Annotated in this window: 11 protein-coding genes and 1 other RNA gene; all 12 read right to left on the bottom strand. The window is 43.9% G+C overall.

Going from position 1 to position 14,392, the window contains the following annotated elements:
* Positions 1-147: 147 nt before the first annotated feature.
* Entirely contained in the window at positions 148-1,224 is a 1,077-nt protein-coding gene (gene murG, locus F612_RS0100365; RefSeq protein ID WP_019555751.1) for an undecaprenyldiphospho-muramoylpentapeptide beta-N-acetylglucosaminyltransferase, read from the bottom strand.
* 95 nt (positions 1,225-1,319) lie between these two features.
* Positions 1,320-2,507 carry a putative lipid II flippase FtsW gene (gene ftsW / locus F612_RS0100360; RefSeq protein WP_019555750.1) on the bottom strand — a complete coding sequence of 396 codons (1,188 nt, stop codon included), beginning with the start codon at positions 2,505-2,507 and terminating at the stop codon, positions 1,320-1,322.
* Positions 2,501-3,886 carry a UDP-N-acetylmuramoyl-L-alanine--D-glutamate ligase gene (murD, locus tag F612_RS0100355; RefSeq protein WP_019555749.1) on the bottom strand — a complete coding sequence of 462 codons (1,386 nt, stop codon included), beginning with the start codon at positions 3,884-3,886 and terminating at the stop codon, positions 2,501-2,503. Before murD ends, ftsW begins: the two co-directional genes overlap by 7 nt.
* 75 nt (positions 3,887-3,961) lie before the next feature.
* The gene (gene mraY, locus F612_RS0100350) at positions 3,962-5,044 is read right to left on the bottom strand and encodes a phospho-N-acetylmuramoyl-pentapeptide-transferase (RefSeq protein ID WP_019555748.1); all 1,083 of its coding nucleotides are present in this window, start codon (positions 5,042-5,044) and stop codon (positions 3,962-3,964) included.
* An 81-nt stretch (positions 5,045-5,125) separates the two neighbouring features.
* On the bottom strand, positions 5,126-6,757 hold the full coding sequence (locus F612_RS0100345; protein WP_019555747.1) for a UDP-N-acetylmuramoyl-tripeptide--D-alanyl-D-alanine ligase: 1,632 nt from the start codon (positions 6,755-6,757) through the stop codon (positions 5,126-5,128).
* Positions 6,747-8,351 carry a UDP-N-acetylmuramoyl-L-alanyl-D-glutamate--2,6-diaminopimelate ligase gene (locus tag F612_RS11815; RefSeq protein WP_019555746.1) on the bottom strand — a complete coding sequence of 535 codons (1,605 nt, stop codon included), beginning with the start codon at positions 8,349-8,351 and terminating at the stop codon, positions 6,747-6,749. The genes F612_RS0100345 and F612_RS11815 overlap by 11 nt, the downstream gene beginning before the upstream one ends.
* Complete coding sequence (locus F612_RS0100335) at positions 8,348-10,303, bottom strand: peptidoglycan D,D-transpeptidase FtsI family protein (protein ID WP_019555745.1); 1,956 nt, start codon at positions 10,301-10,303, stop codon at positions 8,348-8,350. The genes F612_RS11815 and F612_RS0100335 overlap by 4 nt, the downstream gene beginning before the upstream one ends.
* Positions 10,293-10,637, bottom strand: a complete 345-nt coding sequence (gene ftsL / locus F612_RS11810; protein ID WP_083917242.1) for a cell division protein FtsL — start codon at positions 10,635-10,637, stop codon at positions 10,293-10,295. The genes F612_RS0100335 and ftsL overlap by 11 nt, the downstream gene beginning before the upstream one ends.
* 116 nt (positions 10,638-10,753) lie before the next feature.
* Positions 10,754-11,989 carry a cell division protein FtsZ gene (gene ftsZ, locus F612_RS0100325; RefSeq protein WP_019555743.1) on the bottom strand — a complete coding sequence of 412 codons (1,236 nt, stop codon included), beginning with the start codon at positions 11,987-11,989 and terminating at the stop codon, positions 10,754-10,756.
* Positions 11,990-12,065: 76 nt separating this feature from the next.
* Positions 12,066-12,998: a 16S rRNA (cytosine(1402)-N(4))-methyltransferase RsmH gene (rsmH, locus tag F612_RS0100320; RefSeq protein ID WP_019555742.1), complete on the bottom strand. Its 933-nt coding sequence runs from the start codon at positions 12,996-12,998 to the stop codon at positions 12,066-12,068.
* Positions 12,999-13,016: 18 nt separating this feature from the next.
* Positions 13,017-13,475 carry a division/cell wall cluster transcriptional repressor MraZ gene (gene mraZ / locus F612_RS0100315; protein ID WP_019555741.1) on the bottom strand — a complete coding sequence of 153 codons (459 nt, stop codon included), beginning with the start codon at positions 13,473-13,475 and terminating at the stop codon, positions 13,017-13,019.
* A 525-nt stretch (positions 13,476-14,000) separates the two neighbouring features.
* Positions 14,001-14,386: RNase P RNA component class A (gene rnpB, locus F612_RS13005), an RNA gene on the bottom strand.
* Positions 14,387-14,392 lie beyond the last annotated feature (6 nt).

The following is a 14,392-nucleotide window of genomic DNA, read 5'->3' as shown; positions in this document are numbered from 1 at the left end:
TGAGTATCCACTTGATGGTGATTATTTGTAAGACCAAATACCCCCCTTTCCACATGAGGGGTTTTTATCTATAGCCTATTTCAATTGATGTGCCTGGTATTGGAGACCTTTTCTTTTTAAGCCTTTCATTTGATTTTTCCACCCTCGTTATTTGGACCGCCTTTCAATCTGAATGATTTTAAGCAACTGCTCAACAATTTTTTCGGTCGCTTGAGTTTCAGCATGCGCACGGATACTCTGGGAGGCTAAGGCTCTTTTTTCTGAGTCCTGACACCAGGTATGCAATAGCGTAGCCAAAGATTCAGCGGTTAAATCTTTTTGTTGCAGAATTTCACCGCCACCGATTTTCACTAAGGCCATCGCATTGGCTGTCTGATGGTCATCTACCGCATGGGGATAAGGCACCATAATGGCGGGACGTGCCGAAGCCATCAACTCACTGACGGTTAAAGCACCAGAACGGCATAACACCATATCAGCTGTGGCGTACGCTTTGAGCATGTTATCGATAAAGGGAACCACATTGGCGCGCATGCCTGTTGCCTGATAAGCCTCACTTGCTTTTTCAAATGTTTTACCGCCAGCTTGATGGGTAACAATAGGACGATCATTTTCGTCCATGAGTGCTAAGGCTTTTGGCAGGGTTTCGTTTAATGCTAAAGCCCCACGACTACCGCCTAAGACGAGTAGATGACAAGGTTGTGTGTTTTCAACTTCAAGCAAGGATTCTAAACCAGCACGAACAGGGTTCCCCAAGGTCAGTACCTTTTTACCTTTGAGTTTTTCCTGTGGAAAGGCGGTGATGACTAATTTAGCTAAGGGTGCTAACAGCTTGTTGGTTAACCCTGGAATGGCATTTTGTTCATGTAAAACCAACGGAATACCGAGTGCTTTGGCAGCCAGGCCACCTGGGCCGCACACAAATCCTCCCATACCGAGTACTAAATCAGGCTGCTCTTGTTGCAGAATCTGTTTAGCTTGCGACCAAGCACGGCTGACATTAATGGGTGCTTTTAGCCAACCCGTCCAGCCATTCCCTCTTAAACCTTTGATCTTAATCGTGTGCAAGGGGATATGGGCTTTTTTAACCCATTCAGCCTCCATACCACCTTGTGTGCCAAGCCAAACAACTTCTACCCCTTGCAGTTTTAAAGCTTCTGCTAGGGCAATACCCGGAAAGACATGTCCGCCTGTGCCTCCGGCCATAATCAAGACTTTACTCATTGAGATTTATCCTTATTTTAAACGCGCATCTGTTAATGACTTTTGTATTGAACAGGGCTATAAGCATGGCGAATAATCGACATTATGCTTAAAACTTACTCACCATTGTCATCATTTGAATTGGTTTCACTGCGGCTATCTTTGACAGGTTTTTCTCGTGGATAAAAACGGCTCTCATAATCCACCCGAAAAACCACCGCTAAAGCCATACAGAGCAGCAAAATACTGCTACCACCATAACTCATAAAAGGCAGCGTTAAGCCTTTGGTCGGAAAAGCCCCGAGATTGACTCCCATATTAATTCCTGCTTGCAGAATAATCCAAATACCAATGCCATAAGCCACCATTCCCCCAAAGAAGTGATTCACCTCTATGGCCTTGCGACCAATTCTAAACAGGCGATGCAAAATGGCTAAATAGAGTAGGATTAAAAACACCACACCGATAAAGCCAAATTCTTCGCCATAGATTGAAAACAGGAAATCCGTGTGAGCATCAGGCAGATACAGTAATTTTTGAATGCTACCACCGAGTCCAGTGCCAAATATCTCACCACTGCCAGAGGCAATCAGTGCCTGTGTTAATTGATAACCTGCTCCAAATGGATCTTGCCAAGGATCGAGAAAACTGCTGACACGCGCCATTCTATATTCAGAGGTCACCACCAACACCACTAAGATAATGACGATTGGAAAGACCGTTAAGACAAAGTAACGCCAAGGTGCGCCTGCAATTAACAGCATGCCGGTAATCATAATCGCAATCACAAACGTACTGCCGTAATCGGGTTCTAACAATAATAAAATAGCCATCAAACCAAACGGCAATGCCAAACGAATGACCGCCTCAAAACTCTCCTGCACAGCGACTGCATGGCGGTCTAAATAACCCGCCATAAACACAACAATCGCTAGCTTCATAAACTCTGAAGGCTGGAAGTTGATAAAAACCAGAGGCAACCACCGTTTACTACCGTTGATTTCTCGACCGAAGATAAGAACGGCAATAAGTAAAAAGATTGCAAATAGGAATATTTTAAGGCGATGCTTCTCCCAAAAAGAGAGCGGAATTTGAAACACAATGTACACAGCCGTCGCACCAAGCCCCATCGAAAACAGCTGGCGTAAAAAATAGTGATCAGGTGCGCCATAACGATGCTCACTAATCGCCACCGAACTAGATGCGACCATCGTCAAACCAATCACCATCAATGTACCCACTAAACCCAGAAGCCAATAATCCATTGGCCACTCTTTACTGGTTGCTTGCCACTCTTTTAGCATGAAGCAGCCGTTTTATGATCGACAGTAGAATCAGCATAGCTCTCTCTGACCAACTGGGTATAGATATCACCGCGTTGAGCGTAGTTTGCAAATTGATCAAAACTGGCGCAAGCTGGGGAGAATAGAACACAATCTTCGGCGGAAACTAAAGATTTCGCCAAATTAACGGCCTGTTCTAAATCAGCCACACGCGTGAGCGGCAAGCCCTTAAGACAATGCTCAATTTTGGCCTGATCCTGACCAAAAAGAATGGTATGACGACAGAAACCTTCAACCGCTACTCGTAAGTCAGTGAAGTTCGCATCCTTCCCAACACCACCCGCAATCAGAACCAATTGACCCGATGTTTGTACACCGATACTTTCAATTGCCATTAGAGTGGCCCCCACATTAGTCCCTTTGGAATCATTGATCCATGCAACACCTTCATAACACCCGACTAACTGGGTTCTATGGGGTAATCCATCAAAGGTTTTGGCAACATGGATAAAATGTTCCGCAGAGAGATTAAACGACTGACATAATGCCATCATGGCCAAAACATTGAGCTGGTGATGTCGACCTTGTAACTTCATATCCGTAACGGCGACGATGGGGGTTTTTCCATACCCTAAATAGGTCTGGCAGGCCTGGTCATCTTGGGCTGATTTTACATGAATAACACCGTAATCTGCATCGGACTTGATAAACCCTTCACTGATACCGAAGTGGCTGATTAAAGCACGGTGGATAAGGCCTAAATCGCTGAAACCTTCTGGTAATATAGCCCGTTCGGAGTTTGCAAAGACCTGAGTTTTCGCTTGAATGTAACCTTCCAAATCAGCATATCGATCCATATGGTCTTCTGAAATATTTAAAACCGTTGCTGCTGTCGTATTTAAAGAATAGGTGGTTTCTAACTGAAAACTGGATAATTCAAGAACATAAACATCGTATTCATTTTCATCCATCAATAGATCTAATACGGGTTCACCAATATTGCCTCCAACTCCGACCTGATAACCCGCTGATTGCAGGGCCAATCCAGTCATGGTGGTCACAGTACTTTTTCCATTTGAACCTGTAATCGCAATAATCGGTGCACCAACGGCACGCGCAAACAGCTCAATATCACCAATAATTTGTTTACCCAGCTTTTGAAGTGCCACAACCCAAGGCTCTAACTTTGAGATTCCAGGACTCAATACAATGGTGTCAAATTGAGCATACCAAGACGTTGGAATTGAACCTAATGCAAAATTAATGTCAGGGTAAGTGGTTTTTAATGGCTCTATGTCCAAGTTATTGCGCGTATCAAATGCCAGGCATACCTCACTCTGCGCTTCAAAATAGCGCAATACTGACTGCCCTGTAATTCCTAAACCCGCAACTAAATACATTTATTTGAATCCTTAAATTGTTCAAAAACGGCTGAGAGGCATGAAAATACACAGTGACCTACTCATTCCGAAGTTTTATCGAAGCTTTAAACTGGCTAACCCAATTAATACTAAAATAATCGTAATGATCCAAAAACGCACAATGACTTGTGACTCATGCCAGCCTTTTTGCTCATAATGATGATGTAATGGGGCCATGAGGAAAATACGTTTCTTTCTAAGCTTATAAGAGCCCACCTGCAAAATGACAGACACCGTTTCAGCCACAAAAATCCCTCCCATAATAAACAGCACCAACTCTTGTTTAACGGCAATCGCCATTCCACCTAAGGTTGCTCCAATGGCTAAAGAACCGACATCTCCCATAAAGACTTGGGCCGGATGGGCATTGAACCACAAGAAGCCAAGACCGGCGCCTACCAGTGCACCCGCGAGAATGGTTAACTCACCTACACCAGGGATATAAGGAATATTCAGATAACTTGCGAAATACACATGCCCTGAAAGATAGGCAAACACACCTAATGCACCCGAAATCATAACGGTCGGCATAATGGCCAAACCATCTAAACCATCGGTTAAATTAACCGCATTAGAAGTACCCACAATCACCAGGTAACTTAGCAAAATGCTCCAGGCGCCTAAGTGAATGACCGTGTCTTTCATATAAGGTATTAACAGGTCTGTTTCGGCTGGAACGGTTGCCAGACGGAACATCGCATAGGCGGTGGCAAAACCGATAATCGACTGCCATAGAAACTTGGTACGTGAGCGCATGCCTTCGGGGTCTTTATAAACCACTTTCAGATAATCATCGACAAACCCGATGACACCAAAACCCAACATGGACAGAGTGATGATTAATAGGTAGTGATTGGTTAAATCTCCCCACAACACAACCGCCATCGCTACAGAAAAAAGAATCATGGTCCCCCCCATAGTGGGCGTTCCCGCTTTTATAAGATGTGTTTGGGGACCATCATGACGAATCGACTGCCCGACCTTTAACCTCGTTAACCAACGAATCATGGCTGGACCAACCATAAAAGAAAGAATCAAGGCTGTTAACACACTCATAATGGCCCGCATCGTAATATAACTAAACACCCCAAAACCTGAGATGTATTGTTGTAGATACTCGGTTAGATAGATCAACATTGTTTTAATCCTTTATGACTGCATCGTTTGGTTTGCTTACAAACCTTATAGTTATGTTTTTGTATGACTCTGTTCATATATTTAGTTAGAAAACGCTTCAGTCACAGCCTGCGTCACTCGTTCCATTTGCGCGCTTCGAGAGCCTTTTACCAAGACATTTGCAAGCTGTTTGGCTTGCGCCTGTTGCAGCAATATTTGACTTAAAACAGCCGTGAGTGTTTCATGGCTTTCAAAGTAACGAGCCTGCTCACCAAACACAGAGGTCATCTCTTGAGTTGGCTGACCATAACTTAATAAGAAATCCACGCCTTTTTGTTTGGCATACAAAGCAATCTCTTGATGTGCGGCTAAAGCCGTATCACCGAGTTCGGCCATCGCACCTAAACATAATATGGCCAGGCCTGGTAGACTGGTGAGAGCATCAATCCCCGCCTTAACAGAAGCCGGGTTAGCGTTATAACTGTCATCAATTAGCCAACCAGTTGTGATAGCTTGTTTTTGCAACCTGCCAGAAACCCCTTTAAAACTGGCCAGGCCTGGTTGGATTTGTGACCAGATTAATCCAGCTGACGAAGCTACGGCTACGCAAGCCGCCGCGTTGAGGGCATTATGCTGACCTAAAATGGGCATTTCAACCGTTTTCTTCATGGCTTTATGACGTGGATGCAAACGTTCCGATATGTGCAGGTCAAAGCAAATTCCTGAGTCCGTTACTTTAAAATGTCTCACCCGTACATCCGCAGCACAACTTGACTCTGGATCCGCTCCGAAACTCACGACCTTCTCAACGCCTGAATTGGCGCAAATTTTTAACCAATCGGTATATCCTGGGGAATCACAATTCACCACAGCCACGCCTTGACTCACTGTTTCTACAGAGTCCTTGCGTTGATTCAAACCTTGAAAAATTTCACCTTTGGTCTCTATTACGCCTTGCAAACTGCCAAACCCCTCAAGATGCGCACCCGATGCATTATTGATCAGCGCAATATCTGGCAACGCTAAATGCGTGAGATACGCTATCTCCTGAGGGTGATTAGCCCCCATTTCAATAATCGCAAATTCATGCTCAGGGCGGAGGTTTAACAACGTCATCGGCAAACCAAAATCATTATTCAAATTGCCTTCCGTCGCTAAAGTCTTGCCGACCTGCTGAAAAATTTCTAACAACAGTGTTTTGGTCGTCGTCTTGCCATTACTGCCCGTGATCCCAATTAATTTTTTCAATGGCATTTGCAGACGATGCCACTTGGCAAACAGACCGAATGCAATTCGCGTGTCACCCACCAAGATGCCAGGCACAGGCAATTCGCCAGCATACTCTATTTCAGACATTAGAATGGCAACCGCACCCTGTTGAATGGCTTGTTTGATGAATTGATGACCATCAAAATTATCGCCTTTAATGGCAATATATAATGCACCTGCCTTAAGAGTACGCGTATCGGTGCTGATGCTTGTAAAACAAATTGACTGTTCGCTGTCTAAAGCCCCCATGAACTCACCGTCGACACTCTGACATAAGTCGGTGAGTGTCCAACTGAAACACCTCCTCTTATCGATTGATGTTAACGTCTCACACTTGCTCTGCATCTGTCTATCTCCTTCAACTGACTGAGATGAATTGAATCGGAGTGAATTCACTTGATTTTGTAAGCGGGCGACCAACTCATCTGCCGAGAGTGTTTCATAATCGTTTTTTTTATTGGCCATTCGTTGAATGCTCCTGAGCATGACTGACCCAATCCAGTACAACCTGTTCATCACTAAACGGTATTTTCAGCCCCTGAACATCTTGATAACGTTCATGCCCTTTACCGGCGATAACCACAATATCTTCCGGTTGGGCACTGACCAATACTTTCTCAATCGCCTGTTTACGATCGGCTTGCTGCAAAACTGATTGAGGTTGTTTAATACCCGTAAAAATTTGCTGCCTAATTTGCTGAGCATTTTCAAAACGAGGATTATCATCGGTCACCATAACAGTATCGGCAATATTTTCTGCGACACAGCCCATCAAAGGCCTTTTACCTTGATCTCGATCACCACCGCAACCGAAAACAACCCACAACTTGCCTGGCCTGGTCGTTTGATCGTGAGCAACATGAACCAAGTGATGTTTGACTGCTAGCAGAACGTGTTCAAGTGCATCGGGTGTATGTGCGAAATCGACAATGACACTCGGTGACTGACTGACTTGCTGCATTCTGCCTTCGACAGCTTGTAGGTTTTCCAACAACGCTTTCAGCACGTGAATGTCATCATGAATGAGTTCATTGGACAATACAATCGAGCAAGCACAAAGCACATTTTCAGCATTAAATGCACCCAAAAGAGGGACTTTGACAACCAATAGTTGGTCTTGATATCTTAAGTTTAAAGTCATCCCATTTGGCGCTAGCCGTAACTGAGTACACTCCAATGTTGCAAGATGCATTACGTGATTGAGATCACCCTCAACTTTCTGAAACGGCGTGTTTCTTACATAGCCGAATAATCCATTTAATTGCGAGGATTTTGCCAAGCTCTGTCCGACGGCATCATTAAGATTGAGCACTTTATGTTTCGAGTCATAGTCCGTAAATAATTTTTGTTTGGCTGCTCGGTAATGTTCGACCGAACCATGGAAATCCATGTGATCACGAGTGATTTGGGTCAAAGCCACCGTTTCAAACATCACATTTTTGATACGTCCTAACTCCAATGCGTGTGATGAGACTTCCATCAAGACCCATTGCGCACCCAATTCAATAAACTCTGCTAACAGTCGGTGTACGCTCACCACATCAGGCGTAGTATTCTGACTCGTTTGTAAAGCCCCAAATAGACCATTGCCCAAGGTACCGATCAGAGCCACTTTTTGTTTAAGCCCAGATAATAACTGCGCCGTATAGAAGACGGTTGACGTTTTTCCATTGGTACCAGTCACGCCCACAACGTTAATGCGTTCACTTGGCTGATCATAAAACCAATGCGCTAAGTCCGCGAGTCTTTCGGTGAGCGTCTCTAACACTAAAACAGTGCACAGTGGCATGGCCACCCTATTATGAGCATCCATAATGTCTTGTTCTGATTGGTTAAGTGCTCTATCCGAAATAACCAGGCCTGGTTGTTTTGTCAGCATCGTCTGTAAGTAATCCAAACCATGCTGCCTCCCACCCTGCAACGCAATAAACCCATCGCCTTGAGATATTTTGCGTGAATCCAAAGTGAGTTGATTCACTAACACCAGCGGGTCATTCCGTTGCATATCCGTTAACGATTGTGACTGTAAAAAAACGTTTATTTGAGCTACGGTCTTCATTTAGACTCACCCTGACCATGACCGTCGATCAGTTTATCCGGTGCGACATTTCTTAATCGAAGTGCTTCCTGCATCACCTCTTTAAATATCGGCGCGGCGACTAAACCACCGTAATAAACCCCACGACTAGGTTCGTTGACCGAGATGGCCATAATAAACTGTGGATCTGAGACAGGTACGATTCCAGCAAACAAAGCCATATAAGAGTTCTCTTCATAGCCACCGCGTTTCGTTTTATGAACTGTGCCGGTCTTGCCAGCAACGCGGTAACCTGGTATCTGTGCTTTGGGTGCTGTTCCCTGATCTGATACGGCAGATTCCATCATTTTAAGCACTTCATCGGCTACTTTTGCTTTGACTAAAGACTCACCTTCCGGCGCTTGTTCTAATTTTATGACACTCAAAGGCAGTATCTTGCCCTGGTTCGTGAACAGTAGATAGGAGTGTGCTAAATTCAACAAATTGATATTAAAACTGTAGCCATAAGAACTTGAAGCCTGATCCAAGTCATGCCAGTCTGCTGCGGGCTTTAAGTACCCCATGGCTTCGCCGGGCAAAAACAATCCACTGTCTCGTCCAAAACCGAGCTGTGACATAAAATCATGTTGTTGTTTAGGACTAAGCTTTAAAGCAACCTTAGAGACCCCGACATTACTGGATTTTTGAATAATCCCCATTGGAGTGAGTATGCCATGGTTACGAGTATCACTAATACGTTCACCTTGAACACGAATAGAACCAGGTGACGTATCAATTAACGTATCCAAGTCAATCAACCCCAAGTCCAGTGCCTTGGCAATCACAAAGGGTTTGACTGTTGAACCGGGTTCTAATAGGTCAGTAACGACACGGTTACGAATCGCAATGCCACTGCGTTGACTGGAGTCATTCGGATTATAGCCAGGCAGACTCACCATTGAAAGCACTTCACCCGTTTTAGCATCCAGAATTACAGAACTGGCGGAAGTAGCTTGATGTTTCACCATGACTTCTTTTAAAGCCCGATATGCGAAATATTGGATATTTTGATCAATACTTAAGGTAATCGACTTACCGGGTTTGGAGGCCACAATATCTTTGACAAAATCAACAACATGCCCGGCGCGATCTTTAACCACCTGTTTTTTCCCAGGTGTCCCACGCAACCAGTCGTTGTAGGCCAATTCAACCCCTTCCAGCCCTTTATCATCAATATTCGTAAAACCGAGTAGATGAGCATTGCTCTCACCCGATGGATAGTAACGTTTGTATTCACCTTGGGTATAGACACCCGTCAGGTTCATATCCTCTATCTTTTTGGCAATTTCAGGTACCATTGAACGCTTTAGGTACATAAAACGGCGATTTGGTTTGGCACGAATCTTATGAGCTAACTCACGGGTTGTCATACCTAAAGCCTGCGCTAAACGTGCATAACTGTAGCGATAACGGTCAATTAAGCGCTTTTCAACCCAGACGGACGGCAGTAATTTATCCACATGAATGATTCGCCCATTATTCTCAAAGTCAATATCTACATATTTTGTATAAGTGCCAGGTAGTTCTAATTTAGCGATTTTATCAATAATGCCTTTATCGGAGACCTGCTGAATAAAACTCAATCGTTTGTGTTTATTGGAACGTATATATTGATTAAGTTGGCTGTCGGTTAAATTGAGTAACGATAAGAATTTCAGGTACTTTTGTTCATGACTCGTCATCTCTTCGGGGTCTACCCAAACGGCAGCCATCGGCGTGCTTAATGCCATTAATTCGCCATTGCGATCAAAGATATTGCCGCGAGATGCTGGAATTTCAATGGTTCTGATTTGGCGCTTATCACCTTCCGATTGCAAAAAATCCGTCTTAATCACTTGAACATAAAATGCACGCCCAATGATGGCCATAAAACCGAGGGTAATCAGAAAAAAAACAACACGATCTCTTCTGATTATTTTTGGACTAATCATCATCAACCACCAAGGGTTTTGACTGGTCCTTATAGAGATAAAGTGTTTGAAAGTTAGACTTATCGGATGTCATATTGAGTTGCGTTCGAGCAATTTGTTCAACTCTGGCCGGCGCAGTAAGATATTTTTTTTCTAATTGTAAGCGTCCCCACTCTTCATGTGCGGTCAAGGCCTCGTTTAGTGATTGATAGTACTGAGTTTCTAAATGTCTGATCTCATGCTGTACGCGCACCACTCCAATCAGGCTTGCCAACACAAGCATAATGAGAATAAACAGAAAAAGCCCACGCCACTTAAACGAATTTAAGTGGGTGGGCCTAGGGAATCTACTTAACATTTAAAACAGCACTCAACATAACCTGGAGAAGTTGAACATAAAGGGGAACCTCTCCAGAAACAAGATTGCTCTTGGGTTATAAATTGGTAACCAATCACCAACTCTTACCCACAAGACTAATCCGCTTGACGGCGTAAGAAAGCTGGAATATCTAAATAGCTAGAATTAGACATCGTGCCAACGGATCCCCCGTTGACGACCATTTTAGGTCTGACGACCTCTGGCTCAGACGGTATCAACTCTTCTTGCTCCATTTCGGCGATAGGCGCCGATTTTGCAGCGGGTGCTGCTTGAAGTTTCGACAGGGGATTCACTTCTGCAGCCACCGTCTGTTCCGTTTTATTGGCTTGTACCGCTTGTAAATTTGGTTTAACCAACTCAGGCTTTCCCGACGCTATTTCTGACAACCCCGTAGCCACCACGGTTACACGAATCTCATCGGTCATGCTTTCATCAACCGATGTTCCGATAATGACACGAGCGTCTGGTGCGGCTACGGCATCAATAACATCACCGACTTCGTTAAACTCACCTAATGTGAAATCTAAACCACTGGTAATATTAACCAACAAGCCACGTGCACCTGATACAGAAATATCTTCGAGCAGAGGGTTTGCGATTGCTTTTTGAGCGGCTTTAATCGCACGCTCTTCACCGGTTGCATGACCTACACCCATCATAGCCATACCACGCTCACCCATAACGGTACGCAGATCTTCAAAATCGACGTTAATCATCCCTGGACGAGTCACTAATTCAGAAATACCCTGAACCGCACCGTGCAACACTTCATTGGCATAATCAAAGGCTTTCGCAAGAACGAAATCACGGCCTAATACTTTTAGTAACTTGTCATTTGGCACAGTGATTAATGAGTCTACGTGTTGCGCTAACTCTTCAATCCCCGCATCAGCCGTTTTATTACGACGCTCGAAACTGAAAGGTTTACTGACGACACCCACCGTTAATATACCCATCTCACGAGCCGCTTGCGCAACCACTGGTGCAGACCCCGTACCCGTACCACCGCCCATACCGGCCGTGATAAAGACCATATCGGTGCCTTTTAGCTGTTCTTTTATTTTTTCAATATCATCTTTAGCGGCTTGGCGACCACGCTCTGGATCTGCCCCCGCACCTAAACCACCTGCGCCAATCTGAATACACGTTCCGACTGATGAGTTAGCCAATGCTTGCGCATCGGTATTAGCACAGATGAATTCAACGCCCTTCACATCAGAGCGAACCATATAATCAACCGCGTTACCACCACCACCACCCAAACCGATGACTTTAATAACTGGCATTCCAGGCACCCGTAAAGGTGTAGTTTCTTTTCCAACAAATTTCATGACGACGATTCCCCTTAATCAGCATGATAAAACAACCTAAATCTTTTAAACTGATAACAGTTAAGATTTAAAACCTCTAAATTTTTTCAGCAATTCTCAGAACCGCACTGCGCGATCTTGGATTCACTTGACACTCTTCTTTACTCGGAAAAATAGGTTTACCTACTCTTCTTAATATCGGCTCCACCACTTCAATCAAAATAGGGGAATCCGGAAACAAATCTTTTATTTTGGATTGGTCACGAATAAAGACTTTTGCAATTCTGTCTTCTAAAGAATGAAAGCTAATAACGGATAAACGACCATCAGGTGCTAACACTTCCATTGAAGCTTCGAGTACATTCTTTAACACATCCAACTCGCGGTTAACGGCAATTCTGATTGCCTGAAAAGTGCGGGTAGCTGGGTGTTTATTTTTATCTATTTTTGGTGAAGCTTTTTTGACCAATTCTGCTAAATCCAATGTGGTGTTTAAGGCACCTTTGGCAGACTCTTCTTTTATGACTCTGGCAATTCGCCCTGAGAAACGTTCTTCACCATAATTTTGTAACACTAATTTAAGTGTCTTTTCATCGACCTGCTCTAACCACTCTTTAGCACTCAAACCGGCTTCTGGATTCATGCGCATATCCAAAGGACCTTCACGCATAAAACTAAACCCACGCTCTGCATCATCCAATTGTGGAGATGAAACGCCTAAATCAAGCAGTAGTCCATCAATCTTGCCGACCAACCCACGCGCTGCACAGTAAGCCGTAATATCTTCAAAGCTCCCGTATTGAATTTCAAAACGTGGATCCTTGATCTGGTCATTTGCATACGCAATCGCCTCAGGATCCTGATCAATCGCTAATAAATGACCATTTGGTCCTAATCGTTCTAAAATTGCGCGACTATGACCACCTCGGCCAAAAGTACCATCAATATAAAAACCGTCAGGCTTGATATTCAGGCCATCTAACGACTCTTTCAGTAAAACGGAGTAATGATTAAATTCTGATCCCGACATTAATCTCCACTCTTCTTTTTATAAACTTAAACTGGCTAATGACTCAGAAATTTCATTCGTCATGGCGGTTTCTAGCATCTCAGGACAACTTGCATCCCAAGCTTCTTGTGACCAAAGCTCAAACTTATTCCCTTGGCCCAATAAAATCGCTGGCTTATCTATTTTGGCATGCTCTCTAAGCAGGCTTGGCAGTAAGATACGTCCCTGAGAATCAATTTCCATCTCAGTTGCGTGCCCTAACAATAGACGCTGGTATAAACGGTTTTGCGGATTAACGTTCGGTAATGCCATTAATTTACGCTCAATGACTTCCCATTCATCCAATGTATAAATCAATATACACGGACTGTGTAAATCAATGGTGGCGACCAGTTGGTTATCACTGGCGTCAGAAATCGCTTCACGATACTTTTTAGGCACGGCCATGCGTCCCTTAATATCGATATTGACCGAATTGATTCCTCTAAAAAAAAGCATGATTTATTTCCACTTTTCGCCACTTTTCACCACTTGGCACCACTATATGACCAATAGACCCCACTGTCAACCTTGTAAATAGAGATTTTCCATTACAAGACAACAACTTAGGACTCTTTTGGAAGATAAAGATAAACAATTAATAATTACTTAATACCTTATTAATCAATTAGATAGGAGCAACATGAAAATTATTTATTAATAGGCATCATCAAGGCGTTGTCCTATATTAAGTAAAATTACACACAAGGAATACCTGGCACAAAATACAACATGATGCTATTAATATAATTAAAGACACACTATATTGAGGATGAAAACTCGCTGAAAAACTTTTTAATATAAAGTGGGGATTTTTTTAATTTATTCGATAAAAATGAAAATAAGGTGGGGATTTTTACCACAAAACAAAAAATAGAAGTTGACCCATGTGCAACTGCAAACAGGTCTCTCTAAAGAAATTTTGAGATTTGTATAAGAGGCTTGAAACGGAAGAGGAATTGAGACATTCCATCTAAAAGAAAAAGGAAAAGTGGGTCTATAAGCCGGGTTCTGTACTCTTGCGAGCGACAACCATTCATCTGGACTGACATCACTGCCAGCCTCAAGCAACCTACCCGGAAACTCCTGCGAGCAGCAGGTTGTGACTAAGACAAGCCTAGCCACGGCGTTTCCCTATTTGGTCTTGCACCGAATTGGGTTTTCACTGCCACTTCTGTTACCAGAAGCGCGGTGCGCTCTTACCGCACCATTTCAACCTTACCTGTTCTCGCAAGCGAGTCATCGGCGGTGTATTTTCTGCTGCACTGTCCGTCGGCTCTCACCGCCCAGCCGTTAGCTGGAATCCTGCTCTATGGTGCCCGGACTTTCCTCCGAGGTGTAAACACCCCCGCGGTTGTCCAACCCACTTTAGGGTG

Source organism: Thiomicrorhabdus arctica DSM 13458 (genome assembly GCF_000381085.1).
Classification (GTDB): Bacteria; Pseudomonadota; Gammaproteobacteria; order Thiomicrospirales; family Thiomicrospiraceae; genus Thiomicrorhabdus; species Thiomicrorhabdus arctica.
This window is presented reverse-complemented; position numbering and strand designations above follow the sequence as displayed.